Genomic DNA, 19,432 nt, shown 5'->3' with positions numbered 1-19,432 from the left:
GTGTCCCTTGTCACGATGCAGCCTCCAGGGCCTCTTCGAGCGTGAACGCCTTCGCGTACAGGGCCTTCCCGACGATGGCGCCCTCGACACCGAGCGGCACGAGGTCGGCGATGGCCCGCAGGTCGGCGAGCGAGGAGACGCCGCCGGAGGCGACGACCGGGCGGTCGGTGGCCGCGCAGACGTTCTTCAGCAGCTCCAGGTTGGGGCCCTGGAGGGTGCCGTCCTTGGCGATGTCGGTGACGACGTAGCGGGCGCAGCCCTCCTTGTCCAGGCGCTCCAGCGTCTCGTAGAGGTCGCCGCCGTCGCGGGTCCAGCCGCGGCCGCGCAGCGTGGTGCCGCGCACGTCCAGGCCGACGGCGATCTTGTCGCCGTGCTCGGCGATGACCTTGGCGACCCACTCGGGGGTCTCCAGGGCGGCGGTGCCGAGGTTGACGCGGGTGCAGCCGGTGGCCAGGGCCGCGGCGAGGGTGTCGTCGTCGCGGATGCCGCCGGACAGCTCGACCTTGATGTCCATGGCGCCGGCGACCTCGGCGATCAGGGCGCGGTTGTCGCCGGTGCCGAACGCGGCGTCCAGGTCGACCAGGTGCAGCCACTCGGCCCCGGAGCGCTGCCAGGCCAGGGCCGCCTCCAGGGGGGAGCCGTAGGAGGTCTCGGTCCCGGACTCGCCGTGCACCAGGCGGACGGCCTGACCGTCGCGCACATCGACGGCGGGGAGGAGTTCGAGCTTCGAAGCCATCACAGGGTTCCGATCCAGTTGGTCAGCAGCTGCGCTCCGGCGTCGCCGGACTTCTCGGGGTGGAACTGGGTGGCCCACAGGGCGCCGTTCTCCACGGCGGCCACGAAGGGCTTGCCGTGGGTGGCCCAGGTGACCTTGGGGGCGAGCATCGCCGGGTTGTGCGACTCCAGCCGCCAGTCCTGGACGGCGTAGGAGTGCACGAAGTAGAAGCGGGCGTCGGAGTCGAGGCCGGCGAACAGCTGCGAGTCGGCGGGCGCCTCCACCGTGTTCCAGCCCATGTGGGGCACCACGTCGGCCTCCAGCGGGGCGACCGTGCCGGGCCACTCGTCCAGGCCCTCGGCCTCCACGCCGTGCTCGATGCCGCGGGCGAACAGGATCTGCATGCCGACGCAGATGCCCATGACCGGGCGGCCGCCGGCAAGCCGGCGGTCCACGATCCAGTCGCCGCGGGCCTCCTTGAGGCCGCGCATGCAGGCGGCGAACGCGCCGACGCCGGGCACGAGCAGCCCGTCGGCGTTCATCGCCCGGTCGAAGTCACGGGTGATCTCGACCTCGGCGCCGGCCCGGGCCAGCGCGCGCTCGGCGGAGCGGACGTTGCCGAAGCCGTAGTCGAAGACGACCACCTTGCGGGGCGACGCGCTCAATTCCACACCTCCAGCCGCATCACACCCGCCACCAGGCACATCGCGGCGGCGATGGACAGCAGCACGATCAGGCTGCGCGGCATCTCCTGCTTGACGAAGGAGATGATGCCGCCGACCAGGAACAGGCCGACGACGATCAGGATGGTCGACAGGCCGGTCACAGGGCGCCCTTCGTGGAGGGGAGGATGCCGGCCGCGCGCGGGTCGCGCTCGCTGGCGTAGCGCAGCGCCCGGGCGAGCGCCTTGAACTGGCACTCCACGATGTGGTGCGCGTTGCGCCCGTAGGGCACGTGGACGTGCAGGGCGACCTGGGCCTGGGCGACGAAGGACTCCAGGATGTGCCGGGTCATCGTGGTGTCGTACTCGCCGATCATCGGCGCCATCTTCTCGGGCTCGGTGTGCACGAGGTAGGGGCGGCCGGAGAGGTCGACGGTGACCTGGGCGAGGGACTCGTCCAGCGGGACCGTGCAGTTGCCGAAGCGGTAGATGCCCACCTTGTCGCCGAGCGCCTGCTTGAAGGCGGCGCCGAGCGCGAGGGCGGTGTCCTCGATGGTGTGGTGGGAGTCGATGTGCAGGTCGCCGTCGGTCTTGACGGTCAGGTCGAACAGCCCGTGCCGGCCGAGCTGGTCGAGCATGTGGTCGTAGAAGCCGACGCCGGTGGCGATGTCGGTCTTGCCGGTGCCGTCGAGGTCGATCTCGACCAGGACCGAGGTCTCCTTGGTGGTGCGCTCCACGCGCCCGACGCGGCTCATGCGTCCAACTCCTTCTGCAACTCTCGTACCGCGTCCAGGAACGCGTCGTTCTCCTCGGGGGTGCCGGCGGACACCCGCAGCCAGCCCGGTACGCCGTTGTCCCGGACCAGGACGCCCCGGTCGAGGATCTTCCGCCAGGCCTGGTGGGAGTCGGCGAACCGGCCGAACTGCACGAAGTTGGCGTCGGACTCGACCACGTCGTAGCCGGTGGCGCGCAGTTCGGCGACCAGCCGGTCCCGTTCGGCCTTCAGCTGCTCGACGTAGCCGAGCAGGGTGTCGGTGTGCTCCAGGGCGGCCAGGGCGGTCGCCTGGGTGATCGCCGAGAGGTGGTAGGGCAGCCGGACCAGCTGGACCGCGTCCACGACCGCGGGGTGCGCGGCGAGGTAGCCCAGGCGCAGTCCGGCCGCGCCGAACGCCTTCGACATGGTGCGCGAGATCACCAGGTGCGGGCGGCCCGCCAGCAGCGGCAGCAGCGAGGCGCCGTGGCTGAACTCGATGTAGGCCTCGTCCACGACCACCATGGACGGCTTCGCCGCCTGGGCCGCGTCGTACAGCGCGAGGACCGTCTCGGGCGGGACCGCGGTGCCGGTGGGGTTGTTGGGGGTGGTGACGAAGACGACGTCCGGCCGGTGCTCGGCGATCGCCTTCTGGGCGGCGGCGAGGTCGATGGTGAAGTCCTCGCCGCGCGGGCCGGAGATCCAGCGGGTGCCGGTGCCGCGGGCGATGAGCGCGTGCATCGAGTACGACGGCTCGAAGCCGATCGCGGTGCGGCCGGGCCCGCCGAAGGTCTGGAGCAGTTGCTGGATGACCTCGTTGGAGCCGTTGGCGGCCCACACGTTCTCGACGCCGAGGCGGTGGTGGCCGGTCTTCGTCAGGTACGCGGCCAGCCCGGTGCGCAGTTCGACCGCGTCCCGGTCGGGGTAGCGGTTGAGGTCGCGGGCGGCCGCGCGGACCCGCTCCGCGATCCGCTCGACGAGCGGTTCGGGCAGCGGGTAGGGGTTCTCGTTGGTGTTCAGCCGTACGGGGACGTCCAACTGGGGCGCTCCGTAGGGGGACTTGCCGCGCAGCTCGTCCCGTACGGGGAGATCGTCGATTCCGAAGCTCACTTGCTCTCCGGTTCCTTCCACCCACGCGACATCTGTTCGTTCCCAACAAAACGCGCCTTGATCGCCGCGCCGTGCGCGGGCAGGTCCTCCGCCTCGGCCAGCGTCACCACGTGGTGGGCGACCTCGGCGAGGGCGTCGCGCGTGTAGTCGACGATGTGGATGCCGCGCAGGAAGGACTGCACGGACAGTCCCGAGGAGTGGCAGGCGCAGCCGCCGGTCGGCAGGACGTGGTTGGAGCCGGCCGCGTAGTCGCCGAGCGAGACGGGCGCCCAGGGGCCGATGAAGATCGCGCCGGCGTTGCGCACCCGGTCGGCGACGGCGGCGGCGTCGGCGGTCTGGATCTCCAGGTGCTCGGCGCCGTAGGCGTCGACCACCCGCAGGCCCTCCTCCAGGCCGTCCACCAGGACGATCGCGGACTGCCGGCCCGCGAGCGCCGGGCGGATCCGGTCCTCGACGTGCTTGGTGGCCGCGACCTGCGGCGCCAGCTCCTTCTCCACCGCGTCCGCCAGCTCGACGGAGTCGGTGACCAGGACGGCGGCGGCCAGCGGGTCGTGCTCGGCCTGGCTGATCAGGTCGGAGGCGACGTGCACCGGGTCGGCGGTGTCGTCGGCGAGGACGGCGATCTCGGTCGGGCCGGCCTCGGCGTCGATGCCGATCTTGCCGGTGAAGTAGCGCTTGGCGGCGGCGACCCAGATGTTGCCGGGGCCGGTGACCATGTTGGCGGGCGGGCAGGACTCGGTGCCGTGGGCGAACATCGCCACGGCGGTGGCGCCGCCGGCGGCGTAGACCTCGTCCACGCCGAGCAGGGCGCAGGCGGCCAGGATCGTCGGGTGCGGCAGGCCGCCGAACTCGGCCTGGGCCGGGGAGGCGAGCGCGATGGACTCGACGCCGGCCTCCTGGGCGGGCACGACGTTCATGACCACGGAGGACGGGTAGACCGAGCGGCCGCCCGGCGCGTAGAGCCCGACGCGTTCGACGGGCACCCACTTCTCGGTGACCGAGCCGCCGGGGACGACCTGGGTGGTGTGCGCGCTCCGGCGCTGCGCGCGGTGGACCAGGCGGGCCCGGCGGATGGACTCCTCCAGCGCGGCGCGCACGGCGGGGTCGAGCCGCTCCAGCGCGTCCTTGATCGCCTCGACCGGGACCCGGACCGATTCCAGCCGTACGCCGTCGAACTTCTCGGCGAAGTCGATCAGTGCCGCGTCACCGCGATGATGCACGGCCTCGCAGATCGGCCGCACCTTCTCCAGGGCGGCCTGAACGTCGAAGTCGGCTCGGGGCAGCAGGTCACGCAGGGCGGGTCCCTCGGGAAGGGCGTCGCCGCGCAGATCGATTCGGGAGATCACGGTTCCAATTCTCTCAGACCGCGCGCGGACGCCGTTCGCCCGTATCAATGGCTGATACGGAACGTCCGTCACTCGGGTGTCGTCCCGTGACGGTGGCCTATATCAGATGCCTGCCCGTCGCGTCCGGCACTTTCGAGTGATCGTCGGAAGATCTTCTTCACGCTGTGCGTTCGAATCGTCACACACCGGGCATGACCGGTTGTACGAACCCACAGAACTCACGAGTAGCCGGGGAAGAAGGGGAGATCCGTGACCGAGGTGACCGGCCGCCGGGCCGGAGACCTGCCGGACGACCTGACCGACGTCGAGGCCGGGATGTGGCAGGCCTTCCGCAACGGCACTGTGTACGACCTGCGCGCCGGGGACGCGGCCGTGGACGATCCGCACGGCGACGCCCCCTGGGGAGCGGAGCGCTCGGTGCGGGCGCGAGTGGTGTGCTGGCTGCTGCTGGACGGGCCGCCCGCGCTCGCCGGGCGGGTGTCGTCGCTGAAGCTGACCGGACTGCGGATCACCGGCCCGTTCGATCTGGCCGGCGGCACGGTGGTGCCGTTCGTGGAGATGAAGGGCTGCCGGTTCGAGGAGGAGGTGCTGCTGCCGGAGGCCCGCTTCACGACCCTGCGGATGGTGGACTGCTCGGTGCCGCGCCTGGAGGCGGCCCGGGTGCAGACCGAGGGCGACCTGCACCTGCCGCGCTGCCGGTTCCTGCGCGGGATGCGGCTGACCGACGCGCAGATCGGCACGGACCTGCTGCTCAACGAGGCGATCGTGCACCGGGACCGGGCCGGCCGCTCGCTGGCCGCCGACGGGCTGGCCGTCGGCCAGGACCTCCAGGCCGAGCTGCTCCAGGCGTACGGCGAGGTGAGCCTGCGCAGCGCGAAGATCGGCGTGTCGCTGAGCCTGCGCGGCGCGAAGCTGTCCGGCCCCTACACCCGGTACGCGCTCAACGCGCCCCAGCTGACCGTCGAGCGCACCCTGTACCTGACCCCGGCCGGGCTCGGCAACCCGCTGATGAGCGGGGTGACCCCCGCGCGCGGCACCCGCATCCAGGACTTCGAGTGCCAGGGCGGGGTGCGGCTGGACGACGGGCGGTTCGGCGACGCGGTCGACCTGGAGCGGGCGCGCTTCGCCCTCGGCGACGACCAGGAGCTGTCGCTGCGCCGGGTGCAGGCGCCCGAGCTGCGCTTCCTCGGGCAGCGGCCGGGGCGCGGGAAGGTGGTGCTGTCCGGGGCGAAGGTCGAGACGCTGGTCGACCGCGCGGACAGCTGGCCCGGCCCCGGCCGGCTGCACATGAGCGGCTTCACCTACGAGAACCTGGTGCCGCAGGGCCCGTTCCCGCTGGCCGAGCGGCTCGCGTGGGTGTCGGCGGCGACCGCCGAGTTCAACCCGGAGCCGTACGAGCGGCTGGCGGCGGTGCTGAAGGGCTGCGGTGAGGACGAGGACGCCCGCGAGGTGCTCCTGGCCAAGCACCGCCGCCGCCGCGAGACGCTGCCGCCGGCCTCCAAGCTGTGGGGCTACCTCCAGGACGTCACGGTGGCCTACGGGTACCGGCCCGGCCGGGCGGCGGTGTGGATGGCGGTGCTGTGGGGCGCCGGTTCGCTCGCCTTCGCGCACGCGGGGCACCCGCCGGCCGCCTCCGCCGACCACCCGCACTGGAACCCGGCCCTGTACGCCCTGGACCTGCTGCTGCCGGTCGTCGACTTCGGCCAGGCCAGCCAGTGGCAGCTGAGCGGCGGCTGGCAGTGGCTCGCGGCGGCGCTGGTGCTGCTGGGCTGGGTGCTGGCCACGACGGTGGCGGCGGGGGCCACCCGGCTGCTGCGGAGGAGCTGAGACGCGGCCGACGGCGGCGCTGAGGCGCGGCTGACGGCTGGAGCCCAGGTGCGGCCGAGGCACGGCTGACGGCGGCGCTGAGGCGCGGCCGACGGCGGAGCGCGGGTCCGGCCGCGGCGCGGTTCCGGGTGCGGGGGCGGGTCGGTGGCGTGAGAACATAGTTGAAACCTCACCTTTTTACCGGACCTTGACCTGTCGGCGTACAACTTTCACCGGCTTGCCCACACCCTCTGGCGCCGTCGCCACCTGCGCACTTTCAATGGTCGACACCATGGCTCTGCTGCCCCCCTTCATCCGCCCCACCCGGATGACACGAAGCGCCCGGCGCCCCGTCGCCGTCCTCGCCGCCGACGGGCTGCCCGCCGACGACGAGGTGCTCCTCGACGTCCCCGACGACCGTCTCGGACCGGCGCTGGTCGCGGCCGCCCAGGGCGCCTACGGTCCCGCCGCCGTCCTGCTCGCCGCCACCCGCGAGCGGGCCGAGTGGGACGACCGCGACCGGTACGCGCTGCGGCTGGCCGCCTTCGCCCGCTCGCGCCCCGACTGGCTGCGCGACTGGCGCGCCGCCGCCCCGCACGACCCGGACGCGCTGCTGGTCGCCGCCCAGCTCGCCGTGGACCGCGCCTGGCCCTCGCCGGGCCGGGCCGAGCTGCTGCGCGAGGTCAGCCCGCTGATCACCGCCGCCGCTCGCGCCGACGGCCGGGACCCGGTGCCCTGGCGGGTCGCGCTGGACCACGCGCGCGGCAGCCGCGCCGGGCACACCTACTTCGGCGAGCTGTGGGAGGCCGCGGTCCGCCGCGACCCGCACCACTACGGCTGCCACGTGGCCGCCCTGCGCTACCTGGCCTCGTCCTGGCACGGCTCGCACCGCGAGTGCTTCGACTTCGCCGACCTCGCCGCGCAGGACGCCCCGGCCGGCTCGCCGGTGCAGGCGCTGCCGGCCCGCGCCGCCCTCGCCTGTCTGGCCGGCGACGGCGCCGGGGTGGAGCGGGCCCGGCTGGACGCGGCGGCGGACCGGGCGATCGCGCTGTCGGACCTGCTCCCGGCGGACCGGCCCTGGCCGGCGGCGGAGATCCGCAACCTGCTGGCGTACCTGCTGATCCGGCTCGGCCGCCGTGAGGAGGCGCTCGGGCAGTTCGCCCTGATCGGCCCCTACGCCACCTCCTTCCCCTGGGACCGGGTGTCCGACGACGCGCTGGGCCGGTTCCTCGAACTGCGCGCCGAGGTCCGCTCGGCGCACGGCGCGAAACCGGACGGCGGCCCGGAAAACGGGCGCGGCCGACGCGCCCGCGCCCGCGACCATTAGGCTTCTGGGCCGTGACCACCGTCCGGCTTCCCCTGTTCCCGCTGAACTCCGTGCTGTTCCCGGGGCTGGTGCTCCCGTTGAACGTCTTCGAGGAGCGCTACCGCGCGATGATGCGCGCCCTGCTGAAGACCCCGGAGGACGAACCGCGCCGGTTCGCCGTCGTGGCGATCCGCGACGGCCACGAGGTGGCCCCGAGCGCCCCGGGCCTGCCCGACGCGACGGCGGTGACCGACACCGGCCCCGCCGCCGGGTTCGGCGCCGCCCCGGTCCGGGCGTTCCACGGGGTGGGCTGCGTGGCGGACGCGGCGACCGTACGGGAGCGGGCCGACGGCACCTTCGAGGTGCTGGCGACCGGCACGACCCGGGTGCGGCTGCTGTCGGTGGACGCCTCGGGGCCGTATCTGACGGCGGAGCTGGAGGAGCTGCCCGACGAGTCCGGCGACGAGGCGGGCGCGCTGGCCGAGGGGGTGCTGCGGTCCTTCCGGCAGTACCAGAAGCGGCTGGCGGGCGCGCGGGAGCGGTCGCTGGCCACCGGAGCGGAGCTGCCCGACGAGCCGAACGTGGTGTCGTACCTGGTGGCGGCGGCGATGGTGCTGGACACGCCGACCAAGCAGCGGCTGCTCCAGGCGCCGGACACCGCCTCGCGGCTGCGTGACGAGCTGCGGCTGCTGCGGGCGGAGACGGCGATCATCCGCAATCTGCCGTCGCTGCCGTCGCCCGAGCTGACGCGCGCCCCCACCAGCCTGAACTGACGTACGAACGCGGAGGGAAGCCGGGCCGCCCATGGCGAAGAAGGCGAAGAAGCAGCAGCAGTCCGCGGGGACGCCGGCGACGGTGGCCCTGACCGCGGCGGGCGTGGACTTCACCGTCCACGCCTACGACCACGACCCCTCCCACCCCTCCTACGGCGAGGAGGCGGCCGAGGCGATGGGCGTCTCCCCGGACCGGGTGTTCAAGACCCTGGTCGCGGACGTGGACGGGAGCCTGACGGTGGCCGTGGTCCCGGTGGCGGGGTCGCTGGACCTGAAGGCGCTGGCGTCGGCGGTCGGCGGCAAGCGGGCGGCGATGGCGGACCCGGCGCTCGCCGAGCGCACCACCGGCTACGTCCGGGGCGGCATCTCCCCGCTGGGCCAGCGCAAGCGGCTCCGCACGGTCCTGGACGCCTCGGCCACGGGTCATCCCACGATCTGCGTCTCGGCCGGCCGCCGCGGCCTGGAGGTCGAGCTGTCCCCCGCTGACCTGGCCGCCCTGACCCACGCCACCCTGGCCCCCATCGGCCGGAGCTGACCCACCGCTACGTGCGCGGTGCGTGGTCGTAGCCGTACGGGTCCGGGTCGCGGGGGCCGAAGAGGGCGGTGAGGCCGAGGTGGATCACCAGGGCCGCCAGCGGCCACGCCAGCAGCGCGCCCTTCGCGCCCAGCTTCATCGGGGCGGAGAAGGTCACGCCCTTGCCCACCGCCTTGGCGTGCGCGATCACGTCGTGCTCGGGGCCGAGCCACAGCCCGAGCCGCCACGCCAGCAGCGACCCGAGCAGCCCGCCCACGCACAGCGCCACCACCAGCGGCACTCCCCCGCGCCTGCGCGGCAGGAAGACGGCGACCGCGCTCAGCGCGCCGAGGGCCAGCGCGAGCAGAGTGAACGTTCCGTCCACGCCGATCGCCTGCTCGCCCTCGGAGTCCTTGAGGTAGACCACCCAGCTGTTGTCCGACACCTCGCCGACCAGCGGCACCCTGGGCGCCAGCCAGAGCCACAGCAGCCCCAGCAGCACCCCGCCGAGCGCCACGGCCACCGTGATCACGGCGGCCTCCCGCAGCTCGGTCCGTATCCCGGGGCCGTCCTGCCCGTACGGCGATCCCGTCGCCCCGCCGCCCGCCACCGGCGCCTGCCAGTCGGGGCCCGGCGCGGCCTGGGCGCCGGGCGCCTCGGGCGCCTCGGGCGCGTGGTCCGCGGGCTCCGGCTGCGGCTGCGGGGTCTGCGCCGACTCGCCGGGCCGGGAGGGGTGGGACGGCCGCCCGTGCGGCGGCGGAGGTGGAGTCAACGGAGAGGTCACCCTGCCATCGTGCCAGTTGGCTCCGGAGGCCGCGTCACCGGACGGCCGCCCGGCGGTAGGCCCAGGTGGCCACGGCCAGCGAGATCACGCCCACCCCGGCGCACACGGCCATGTCCACGGCGACGTACGCCCAGTCGGGCCGCTCGGCGAAGGTCCGCGCGTACGCCTCCACGCCGTACGTCGACGGCAGCAGGTCCCGGGCCAGCCGTACGACCCCCGGCATCCGGTCCGGCGGCAGGACGCCCAGCAGCAGCGCCGCCGACATCCCCAACTGGCCCAGCAAGGTGGCCAGTTCCGGGCGCGGCGCGAGCAGCCCGCAGGCGGCCCCGAGACCGGAGAGCGCGGCCCCCGCGAGCGGGATCACCGCCACCAGCACCCACAGGTTGCCCAGCGGCAGCCCGAACAGCACGCAGCCGAGGACGGCGGTGACGAGCGTGCCCGGCACCGTGAAGGAGGCGTAGGCGGCCGCCGCGCCCAGCACCACGGCCGCCGGCGGCACGGGCAGCGTCGCGTAGTGGTCGAGGCCGCCGCTGAAGCGCAGCTGGCCGAAGTACTGCGAGAGCAGGTTGAGCGCGACGTAGGCGACGACGACGATCGAGGCGCCGGCCACCACGAAGTGCGCCTCGCCGCCGCCGCTGACCACGCCCCGCATCATGATCATGATGCCGACGGACTGGAAGGTCGCCACGAACAGCAGCGGGATCCGCGCCACCCGCGCCCGGGACAGCTGGGCCCGGTAGACGGCCGCCAGCGACGGCCACAGCCGCGCCCGCGGCCCCAGCTCGGCGGCCGCCGTCCGTCCGGCGCCGCCGCGCGGTCCGGTCACCGTGGGGGCCGGCGCCTCGGCGGCCGGCACGTCGGCGGGTACGACACTCACGTCGAACTGCTCCTCTTCCCCGCGTCCCACGTGACGCAGTCCGGCACGGCTCACGCCTTCACCAGCCCCTGCCGGGCGGCGCCGCCCAGCGCGAGGTACACGTCCTCCAGGCTGGGCGTGGCGAGGGTGAAGTCGTCCAGGGCGGTGAAGGCGGCCCCGCCGGTCACCGTCGCCACGGCGGCGCGGGCCTCCTCGGGCGCCAGGCGCAGCGTCCAGCGGCGCCCGGACTCCACCGCGCGCTCGCGCAGCGCGGCGACCTCCGGCACCTCCAGCGGCGCCCGCTCCCGCCACACCAGCTCGACCCGCACCTCGCCGGAGACCCGCTCCTTGAGGCCGGCCGGGGTGTCGCAGGCGATGACCCGGCCGCCGTCCAGGACGGCGACCCGGTCGAGGACCGTCTCGGCCTCGATGACGTTGTGGGTGACCAGCAGGACGGTCGTGCCGCGTTCGGCGCGCCGCCGGTCGACGGCGCCCCACACCGCCCGCCGGGCCACCGGGTCCATGCCGGTGGTGGGTTCGTCCAGCACCAGCAGCGGCCGTTCGCCGACCAGCGCGGCGGCGAAGCAGGCGAGCCGCCGCTGGCCGCCGGACAGCTTCTTCAGCGCGCGGCCGGCGAGCGCGGTCAGGCCCAGCTCCTCCAGGACGGCGTCCCGTTCGGCGCGGGCCCGGGCGGCGGGCAGGCCGCGCAGCCGTCCGGTGGTCTCGGCGGCCAGCGAGACGGTCAGCTCGTCCAGGGCCCCGGACTCCTGGCCGAGGTAGGCCAGCAGGCGGGCGGCGCGCTCGGGGTGCGCCACGATGTCGTGGCCGAGGATCTCGACGGCGCCCCGGTCGGGGCGCATCAGGCCGGTGAGCTGCCGTACGAGGGTGGACTTGCCGGCGCCGTTCGGGCCGAGCAGGCCGAAGATCTCGCCGCGCCGGACGTCGAGCGCGACGTCGTCGCTGGCGCGCACCTCGGGTGTGCCGGGCGCGCCGCGCCGGCCGCGGGCGGCGGGGTAGGTCTTGGTCAGTCCGCGCACCGCGCACACGACGTCGTCTCCGGGCCGAAGTGCCTGTGCCACGCGCGTACTCACAAGGGACGAGGGTACGGGGTCGGTGCGCTTTACTCGTCCTTGGGGCGTCCGCTCCTGGTTCTTCCCGGCCCGGCCGGTCGGCCGGGCCGTCGCCCACCTGGTGCTCAGTCGCCCGCCGGGGCGTGTTCGACGCCGGTGCGCACGTCGATCTCGCGCCAGAAGCCGGCCCGGATGGCGTAGCGGTCGTTCTCGTCGATCTGGTCGTCCTTGTGGGCGAGGAGGCCGAAGCGGGCGGCGTAGCGCAGCAGCTCGCCGTCGACGCGGTGCGGGACCCGCGGGTACATCGAGGACAGCTTCTCCAGGTGGCCCTGGTCGCCGAGCCGCTCCACCCAGCGCCGGGCGAACACCTGTCCCACTTCGTACGGGTCGCCGCCGACGGTCGTGATGTCCTCCTCCCGGTCGGCCCACCGCTGCTCGGCGCTGGTCAGCTGGGCGAGGGTGGGCATGGCGGCGGCCTCGGCGGGTTCGGCGGCCGTGCCGGGCCGTTCCACCCAGCCGCGGTCGGAGGACCAGCGCAGGGTGGCCGAGGGCGGGTGCGGCGGCGCGGACGCCGGGGCGCCCGGGGCGCGCAGGGCGGCGAGGTCCTTGGGCGTGGGCACGCCCTTGGCGGCCGGCAGCCGCTCCCCGGCGCCGTCCCGGGGGCCCGCGCCGTCGGCCGCCGGGTGCGGCCGCTCGCCGGCCGGGCGCTCCCCGGCCGACGAGAGCGAGGACTCGGGCAGCGGCGCGGAGAGGATGGCCGCGATCTCGGGGCGGGGCACGGGCGGCGGCGCGCAGATCCCGCCGTACTCCTTGGCGCGGACCGCCTTGGTGATCCAGGCGCGGTCCAGCACCCGGCGTTCGTCGGCCTCGGCGACCAGGTCCTCGGACTGGTTGTAGTCGCCGTCGGCGGCCTGCACGGCCCACAGGTGGACGGCGACGCCGTGCTCCTTGGCGGCCATCATGCCGGGCAGCAGGTCGCCGTCGCCGGTGACGAGGACGACGTCGGAGCAGGCGCGGTTGCGGGCGAGTTCGGTGAGTTCGGCGTGCATGGCCGCGTCCACGCCCTTCTGCGCCCAGCGTCCGTCGCTGCGGGTCAGCGCGCCGAGGCGGACGGTGACGCGGGGCATCACCCGCAGTCTGCGGTGCTCGGGCTGCGGTACGCGGTCGGGGGCGCCGTCGAACCAGTAGATGCGCAGCAGCGGCCGGCCGGTGTCGGACTCGGCCTGTTCGCGCAGTCGCTGGACGAGCGCGGCATGGTCGACGGTGATCCGGGAACGCGAGGGTTCCCCGGCGAGGAGGCTGGCGGCGGCGCCCAGCAGGTACCCGGCGTCCACCAGGACGATGCAGCGGTCCACGCGATCCACCCTCTTTCCGGGGAGGTTGTTTCGGGTTTTGTTGCTCGGGGTTTCGCTTCGGGCTTGTTTCGAGTCTGCCCGACCGCGCCGGGGTTAACGGCCCGAACTCGATCTTCGGCGTGGCGTTTCCGGGTCCGACGGCCCGATGACCCTTGTCACATACGGTAATTATCCGACATGCGTTCATTGTCGGCGTGTGTGAGTCTGGTCGCGGCCCTGGCCCCTAGATCCCCCGCAGGAGGTTGATCACCATGGCCAAGAACCGCAAGCAGGACCGCAGCCGGCAGAAGACGTCCGTGGCCGCGAACGGCCCTCGGGACACGGAGCACTCCGTGACGGAGCCGCAGCCCGAGCACCACGCGCCGCAGCTGAGTCCCACCGACGTGGCCCGCAAGGGACGTCAGAAGCGCTTCGGCCACAACTGATGTGAGGTGCGCGGGCCGTTGAGCGTGCTCTGAGCCCCGGTACCGAGAGGGGGCGTACCCGATGCGCACGGGTACGCCCCCTCCTTTTCGCTCCCGGTCTCAGCCGGCCAGGCAGGACGGGCCGAGGAGCACCTTCAGATCGCCGAAGAGGGCGGGGTCGGGCTTCACCCGGTGCCGGTCGAGACGCAGCACCGTCGTCCTGGTCGGGCCCTGGAGCTTGATGCGGACCTCGCTCTCGCCCCGGTGGTGGGTGAGGATCTCGCCGAGGCGGCTGATCATCGGCGGGGTGACGCGGGTGGCCGGGATGGTGAGGACCACGGGGGCGTTCGCGCCGGCGTGGGACAGGTCGGGGACCTGGAGTTCCATGGCGACCAGCCGCGGCACGTCCTCGCGCTTGTCGAGCCGGCCCTTGACGAACACCACGGCGTCCTCGACGAGTTGGGTGGACACCAGCTGGTAGGTCGCCGGGAAGAACATGCACTCGATGGAGCCGGCCAGGTCCTCGACGGTGGCGATCGCCCAGGCGTTGCCCTGCTTGGTCATCTTGCGCTGGAGGCCCGAGATGATGCCGCCGATGGTGACGACCGCGCCGTCGGCGTGCTCGCCGCCGGTGAGCTGGGAGATGCCGGCGTCGGCCTTGTCGGCGAGCACGTTCTCCAGGCCGAAGAGGGGGTGGTCGGAGACGTAGAGGCCGAGCATCTCCCGTTCCTGGGCGAGCAGGTAGGTCTTGTCCCACTCGTCCGGGGAGAACTCCACGTCGAGTCCGAAGCCGGGCTCGCCGCTGGTCTCCTCGCCCATCCCGCCGAAGAGGTCGAACTGGCCCTCGGCCTCCTTGCGCTTGACCGCGACCACGGTGTCGATCATCGGTTCGTACTGCGCGGTGAGGCCCTTGCGGGTGTGGCCCATGGTGTCGAAGGCGCCGGCCTTGATCAGCGACTCGGTGGTGCGCTTGTTGCAGACCACGGCCTCGACCTTGTCGAGGTAGTCGGGGAAGGAGGAGTACTTCCCCTTGGCCTTGCGGGACTTGATGATCGACTCGACGACGTTCGTGCCGACGTTGCGGACGGCGGAGAGGCCGAAGAGGATCACGTCGTCGCCCTGGGCGGCGAAGTTCGACTCGGACTCGTTGACGTTGGGCGGCAGCACCTTGATGCCCATGCGGCGGCACTCGTTGAGGTAGACCGCCGACTTGTCCTTGTCGTCCTTGACGGAGGTCAGCAGCGCGGCCATGTACTCGGCGGGGTGGTTGGCCTTGAGGTAGGCGGTCCAGTAGGACACCAGGCCGTAGGCGGCCGAGTGGGCCTTGTTGAAGGCGTAGCCGGCGAACGGGACCAGCACGTCCCACAGCGCCTGGACGGCCTCGTCGCTGTAGCCGTTCCTCTTGGCGCCGGCCTGGAAGATGGTGAAGTTCTTGGCCAGCTCGTCGGGCTTCTTCTTGCCCATCACGCGGCGCAGGATGTCGGCCTCGCCGAGCGAGTAGCCGGCGATGATCTGGGCGGCCTTCTGCACCTGCTCCTGGTAGACGATCAGGCCGTAGGTGACGGCCAGGACCTCTTCCAGGGGCTCCGCCAGCTCCTTGTGGATCGGGGTGATCTCCTGGAGGCCGTTCTTGCGCAGCGCGTAGTTGGTGTGCGAGTCCATGCCCATGGGGCCCGGGCGGTACAGCGCGGACACGGCGGAGATGTCCTCGAAGTTGTCCGGCTTCATCAGGCGCAGCAGGGAGCGCATGGGGCCGCCGTCGAACTGGAAGACGCCGAGGGTGTCGCCGCGCTGGAGCAGTTCGAAGGTGGTGGGGTCGTCCAGCGGGAGGCCGAGGAGATCGATGTCGATCCCCTTGTTGGACTTCACCATCTTGACGGCGTCGTCCATGATCGTCAGGTTGCGCAGGCCGAGGAAGTCCATCTTCAGCAGGCCGAGCGACTCGCAGCTCGGGTAGTCCCACTGGGTGATGGTCACGCCGTCGGTGTGCCGGACCCAGACCGGGACGTGCTCGGTGATGGTCTCGCTGGACATGATCACGCCGGCGGCGTGCACGCCCATCTGTCGCACCAGGCCCTCGACGCCCTTGGCGGTGTCGATGACCTTCTTCACGTCCGGCTCGTTCTCGTACATCGCGCGGATCTCGCCGGCCTCGCTGTAGCGCGGGTGCGCGGGATCGGTGATGCCGTTCAGGTCGATGCCCTTGCCGAGGACGTCGGCGGGCATGGCCTTGGTGAGGCGGTCGCCCATCGCGTACGGGTAGCCCAGCACGCGCGCGGAGTCCTTGATCGCGTTCTTGGCCTTGATCTTGCCGTAGGTGCCGATCATGGCGACCTTGTCGGCGCCGTACTTCTCCGTGACGTACCGGATCACCTCGACGCGCCTGCGCTCGTCGAAGTCGATGTCGACGTCGGGCATGGAGACGCGCTCGGGGTTGAGGAACCGCTCGAAGATCAGGCCGTGCGGGATCGGGTCGAGGTCGGTGATGCCCATGGCGTAGGCGACGATCGAGCCGGCCGCCGAGCCGCGGCCGGGGCCGACGGCGATGCCGTTGTTCTTGGCCCACATGATGAAGTCGGCGACGACGAGGAAGTAGCCCGGGAACCCCATCTGGATGATGACGTCCATCTCGTACTCGACCTGCTTCTGGCGGTCCTCGGGGATGCCGCCGGGGAAGCGGCGCTCCATGCCGCGGCGCACCTCCTCCTTGAACCAGGTGACCTCGGTGTAGCCCTCGGGGATGTCGAACCTGGGCATGAGGTCGCGCTTCTCGAACATGCCCGCGGTGTCGACCATCTCGGCCACCAGGAGCGTGTTGGCGCAGCCCTGCTGCCAGGCGTCCGAGGAGTCGATGGCGTACATCTCGTCGGTGGACTTCAGGTAGTAGCCGGTGCCGTCGAACCGGAAGCGGTCGGGGTCGGAGAGGTTCTTGCCGGTCTGGATGCACAGCAGCGCGTCGTGGGCGGTCGCCTCGTGCGCGTAGGTGTAGTGCGAGTCGTTGGTGACCAGCGGCGGGATGCCGAGCTTCCGGCCGATCTCCAGGAGGCCGTCGCGGACCCGGTGCTCGATGTCGATGCCGTGGTCCATCAGCTCCAGGAAGTAGCGGTCCTTGCCGAAGATGTCCTGGTAGTCGGCGGCCGCCTTCAGGGCCTCCTCGTCCTGGCCGAGGCGCAGCCGGGTCTGCACCTCGCCGGAGGGGCAGCCGGTGGAGGCGACGACGCCCTCGGACCACCGCGCGATGGTCTCCTTGTCCATGCGCGGCCACTTCTGGAGCCAGCCCTCGGCGTAGGCGTCGGAGGAGAGCCGGAAGATGTTGTGCAGGCCCGTGCTGTTGACCGCCCACATCGTCTTGTGGGTGTAGCCGCCGGAGCCGGAGACGTCGTCGCGCTTCTGGTGCGGCTGACCCCACTGGATCTTGCGCTTGTTGCGCCGGGACTCGGGGGCGACATACGCCTCGATGCCGATGATCGGGGTGATTCCGGCCTTCTTCGCGGTGTGGAAGAAGTCGTACGCCCCGTGCAGGTTGCCGTGGTCGGACATGGCGATGTGCGTCATGCCCATTTCATTGCAGGCGTCGAACATGTCCTTCAGCCGCGCGGCACCGTCCAGCAGCGAGTACTGGGTGTGGACGTGCAGGTGCGTGAACGGCGGCTTCGACACGGTTCGGCCTCCTCGGGAACGGCATGGCGGCGGGTCGGACAAGTCTGGGGGTCAGCGTCGAAGTCTATGCCCCGCCACTGACACCCGGGCCGCCCCGCCGCGTACCTTCATGCGCAGCGGAGGCGGGCACTCCCGGGCGGCGCCGGACGTTGGGCTCCCGGGGGAAGGTCCGTCCCCACCCGTCACGTACCACCTGTACCAGGAGGCATCCCGCGATGTCGGTCCCCCAGCTCAGCGACGAGCAGCGCGGCGAGGAGATCCTCGCCGTCTTCGACACCGCCTTCGGCGAGCTCCTGGCCGCCGACCCGGCCGCGTTCCGGGTGAAGTTCCGGAAGATGGCGGCCTCGGCGTTCGCGTTCTACCGGGGCACGGCCTGCCTCTTCTACCACGACCTGGCGGCCGGCAGCGGCGGGACGATAGCGGGCGGGCCCTACCTGGACGAGCGCACCTCGCGCGTGTGGATCCACGGCGACCTGCACGCGGAGAACTTCGGCACCTACATGGATTCGAACGGGCGTCTGGTCTTCAACGTCAACGACTTCGACGAGGCCTATGTCGGCCCGTTCACCTGGGACGTGCAGCGCCTGGCCGCCTCCCTCGCCCTGCTCGGCCACGCCAAGGCGCTCAGCGACGACCAGATCACCGAGCTGGTGACCGTCTGCGCCGCCGCCTACCGCGAGCGCGTCCACGCCCTGGCCGCCGGCGCCAAGGACGACGAGGTGCCGCCCTTCACCCTGGACACCGCCGAGGGCCCGCTGCTGGACGCGCTGCGCGACGCCCGGTCGCTGACCCGGTTCGGGCTGCTGGACTCGATGACGGAGATCCGCGACTTCGAGCGCCGCTTCGCGCCCGACGGCGGCTCCGTCGAGCTGGACGCCGCCACCCGCTACAAGGTGCTGGCCGCCTTCGACGGCTATCTGGAGACGCTGCCCGAGTCCTCGCTGGCCCGCCCGGACTCCTACCGCGTCAAGGACGTGGTCGGCCGCCGCGGGATCGGCATCGGCTCGGCCGGGCTGCCGTCGTACAACATCCTCCTGGAGGGCAACAGCGACGCCCTGGAGAACGACGTGGTGATCTACGTCAAGCAGGCCCAGACCCCGGCCGTCTCCCGGCACATCGCCGACCGGGCGATCCGCGACTACTTCCAGCACGAGGGGCACCGCACGGTGATCTCCCAGCGCGCCCTCCAGGCGCACGCCGACCCGTGGCTGGGCTGGACCGAGCTGGACGGCGCCGGCCAGCTGGTCGCCGAGGTCTCGCCGTACGCGGTGGACCTGGAATGGGGCGACGTCGACGACCCGGAGGAGATCGCGCAGGTCGTCGCCGACCTCGGCCGGGCCACCGCCACCATGCACGCGGCGGCGGACGACCAGTCCGGGGAGTCGCTGGTGCCGTTCTCCACCGAGCGGGCCATCGACGCGGCGATCGCGGCCGACGAGGAGGGCTTCGCCCCGCTCCTGGTGGACTTCGCGCACGCCTACGGGGCACGCGCGCGTGCCGACCACCAGATCTTCGTGGACCTGTTCCGCAACGGACGGATTCCGGGTCTGTGACGGAAGGGCCGCTCACAGGGTTCCTTTAGAGACCTCTTACCGGCCCGCATGACACACTCTCCTCTCGCTATGGACATATCCGGGACCCCCCTCAGAGCCGTACGCGCGGCGCTGTTCACGGCCGTGGTCGTGACGCTCAGCACCGCGTCGCACGTGCTGCTGTCGCGGGTCCCGCTGCCGCTGAACACGGTGGCCGCCGTCGCGGCCGCCGTCTTCGCGCTCGCCTACGCCCTGGCCGGGCGCGAACGCGGCTTCGGGCGGATCGCCGCCCTGCTGATCCCGCTGGAGCTGGCCGCCGACACGGTCTTCACCACCGGCCAGCAGCTCTGCTACGGCCCCGCCGGCGGCCCGGTCGCGGGGCCCCTGCGCTCGGTGGGCTGGGACGTGCTGTGCGGCGACCGCCACGACGTCGGCACCCCGCTGGCCCGGCTGAGCGGGGGCGGCGACCGACTGGTGCCGCTGCTCGCCCACGCCGACCCGGCCACCGCCTGGCTGCTGCTCGCCGCGCACCTCGGCGTCGGCCTCGTCGCCGCCGCCTGGCTGCGCCGCGGCGAACGCGCGCTCGCCCGGCTGCTGCGCTCGGCGGCGGCGCTCACCTTCCGGCCGCTGCTGCTCGCGGTGGCCGCCGTCACGGTCCGCCGCGAGCGCGCCGCGGCCCGGCCCGGCCGGCCCGCACCGCACCGCGGCAGGCCGCGCACCCTCCTCCTCGCGCACTCCCTGGGACGGCGCGGACCGCCGTGCCCGGCCGCCCTCGCCTGACTCCTCCGA

The 19,432-nt window shown here is 72.8% G+C and carries 18 protein-coding genes; 7 read left to right on the top strand and 11 right to left on the bottom strand.

The annotated features are described in order from the left end of the window. Positions 1 to 10: 10 nt before the first annotated feature. From priA to hisD, 6 genes are read right to left on the bottom strand one after another with little or no spacing between them, the layout of a single operon-like run. A complete protein-coding gene (gene priA / locus ABEB07_RS23080; protein WP_345670090.1) occupies positions 11 to 736 on the bottom strand; it encodes a bifunctional 1-(5-phosphoribosyl)-5-((5-phosphoribosylamino)methylideneamino)imidazole-4-carboxamide isomerase/phosphoribosylanthranilate isomerase PriA in 726 nt (241 codons plus the stop codon). After that, positions 736 to 1,386 carry an imidazole glycerol phosphate synthase subunit HisH gene (gene hisH, locus ABEB07_RS23075; protein ID WP_425589061.1) on the bottom strand — a complete coding sequence of 217 codons (651 nt, stop codon included), beginning with the start codon at positions 1,384 to 1,386 and terminating at the stop codon, positions 736 to 738. Before hisH ends, priA begins: the two co-directional genes overlap by 1 nt. After that, positions 1,377 to 1,541, bottom strand: coding sequence for a hypothetical protein (locus ABEB07_RS23070; protein ID WP_176148575.1), 165 nt, complete (start codon positions 1,539 to 1,541; stop codon positions 1,377 to 1,379). Before ABEB07_RS23070 ends, hisH begins: the two co-directional genes overlap by 10 nt. Beyond that, positions 1,538 to 2,131 carry an imidazoleglycerol-phosphate dehydratase HisB gene (gene hisB, locus ABEB07_RS23065; protein ID WP_055416452.1) on the bottom strand — a complete coding sequence of 198 codons (594 nt, stop codon included), beginning with the start codon at positions 2,129 to 2,131 and terminating at the stop codon, positions 1,538 to 1,540. Before hisB ends, ABEB07_RS23070 begins: the two co-directional genes overlap by 4 nt. Beyond that, on the bottom strand, positions 2,128 to 3,237 hold the full coding sequence (locus ABEB07_RS23060) for a histidinol-phosphate transaminase (RefSeq protein WP_345670088.1): 1,110 nt from the start codon (positions 3,235 to 3,237) through the stop codon (positions 2,128 to 2,130). The genes hisB and ABEB07_RS23060 overlap by 4 nt, the downstream gene beginning before the upstream one ends. After that, a complete protein-coding gene (gene hisD / locus ABEB07_RS23055) occupies positions 3,234 to 4,583 on the bottom strand; it encodes a histidinol dehydrogenase (protein ID WP_345670087.1) in 1,350 nt (449 codons plus the stop codon). The genes ABEB07_RS23060 and hisD overlap by 4 nt, the downstream gene beginning before the upstream one ends. A 249-nt stretch (positions 4,584 to 4,832) precedes the next feature. On the opposite strand from hisD, the gene ABEB07_RS23050 reads away from it, so the two are divergent. The 4 genes from ABEB07_RS23050 (at position 4,833) to ybaK (ending at position 9,003) form a co-directional block, all read left to right on the top strand. Then, entirely contained in the window at positions 4,833 to 6,410 is a 1,578-nt protein-coding gene (locus ABEB07_RS23050; RefSeq protein WP_176148578.1) for an oxidoreductase, read from the top strand. Between the two features lie 259 nt (positions 6,411 to 6,669). After that, entirely contained in the window at positions 6,670 to 7,716 is a 1,047-nt protein-coding gene (locus ABEB07_RS23045; protein WP_176148579.1) for a hypothetical protein, read from the top strand. Positions 7,717 to 7,727: 11 nt separating this feature from the next. Then, positions 7,728 to 8,468: an LON peptidase substrate-binding domain-containing protein gene (locus ABEB07_RS23040; RefSeq protein ID WP_345670085.1), complete on the top strand. Its 741-nt coding sequence runs from the start codon at positions 7,728 to 7,730 to the stop codon at positions 8,466 to 8,468. A 31-nt stretch (positions 8,469 to 8,499) separates the two neighbouring features. After that, a complete protein-coding gene (gene ybaK / locus ABEB07_RS23035) occupies positions 8,500 to 9,003 on the top strand; it encodes a Cys-tRNA(Pro) deacylase (protein WP_345670084.1) in 504 nt (167 codons plus the stop codon). Between the two features lie 7 nt (positions 9,004 to 9,010). Here the strand turns inward: ybaK and ABEB07_RS23030 are convergent, their stop codons facing one another. The 4 genes from ABEB07_RS23030 to ABEB07_RS23015 form a co-directional block, all read right to left on the bottom strand. Next, a complete protein-coding gene (locus tag ABEB07_RS23030) occupies positions 9,011 to 9,766 on the bottom strand; it encodes a CrcB family protein (protein ID WP_425589060.1) in 756 nt (251 codons plus the stop codon). Between the two features lie 34 nt (positions 9,767 to 9,800). Beyond that, positions 9,801 to 10,643, bottom strand: a complete 843-nt coding sequence (locus tag ABEB07_RS23025) for an ABC transporter permease (RefSeq protein ID WP_176148583.1) — start codon at positions 10,641 to 10,643, stop codon at positions 9,801 to 9,803. A 50-nt stretch (positions 10,644 to 10,693) separates the two neighbouring features. Next, entirely contained in the window at positions 10,694 to 11,668 is a 975-nt protein-coding gene (locus ABEB07_RS23020) for an ABC transporter ATP-binding protein (protein WP_176151909.1), read from the bottom strand. A 149-nt stretch (positions 11,669 to 11,817) separates the two neighbouring features. After that, a complete protein-coding gene (locus tag ABEB07_RS23015) occupies positions 11,818 to 13,047 on the bottom strand; it encodes an NYN domain-containing protein (protein ID WP_176148584.1) in 1,230 nt (409 codons plus the stop codon). A gap of 251 nt (positions 13,048 to 13,298) precedes the next feature. Between ABEB07_RS23015 and ABEB07_RS23010 the strand changes: the two genes are divergently transcribed. Next, positions 13,299 to 13,472 carry a hypothetical protein gene (locus tag ABEB07_RS23010; protein WP_176148585.1) on the top strand — a complete coding sequence of 58 codons (174 nt, stop codon included), beginning with the start codon at positions 13,299 to 13,301 and terminating at the stop codon, positions 13,470 to 13,472. A gap of 99 nt (positions 13,473 to 13,571) precedes the next feature. Here the strand turns inward: ABEB07_RS23010 and dnaE are convergent, their stop codons facing one another. Continuing rightward, positions 13,572 to 17,111 carry a DNA polymerase III subunit alpha gene (dnaE, locus tag ABEB07_RS23005; protein ID WP_176148586.1) on the bottom strand — a complete coding sequence of 1,180 codons (3,540 nt, stop codon included), beginning with the start codon at positions 17,109 to 17,111 and terminating at the stop codon, positions 13,572 to 13,574. A gap of 215 nt (positions 17,112 to 17,326) precedes the next feature. Between dnaE and ABEB07_RS23000 the strand changes: the two genes are divergently transcribed. Next, positions 17,327 to 18,664: a DUF2252 domain-containing protein gene (locus ABEB07_RS23000; protein ID WP_176148587.1), complete on the top strand. Its 1,338-nt coding sequence runs from the start codon at positions 17,327 to 17,329 to the stop codon at positions 18,662 to 18,664. Between the two features lie 69 nt (positions 18,665 to 18,733). After that, positions 18,734 to 19,423, top strand: a complete 690-nt coding sequence (locus ABEB07_RS22995; RefSeq protein ID WP_176148588.1) for a hypothetical protein — start codon at positions 18,734 to 18,736, stop codon at positions 19,421 to 19,423. Positions 19,424 to 19,432 lie beyond the last annotated feature (9 nt).

The sequence above is a fragment of the Streptomyces similanensis genome (assembly GCF_039543625.1).
Lineage (GTDB): Bacteria > Actinomycetota > Actinomycetes > Streptomycetales > Streptomycetaceae > Streptomyces > Streptomyces similanensis.
The sequence above is the reverse complement of the archived record's forward strand: the minus strand, read 5'-3'. Positions and strand labels throughout refer to the sequence as shown.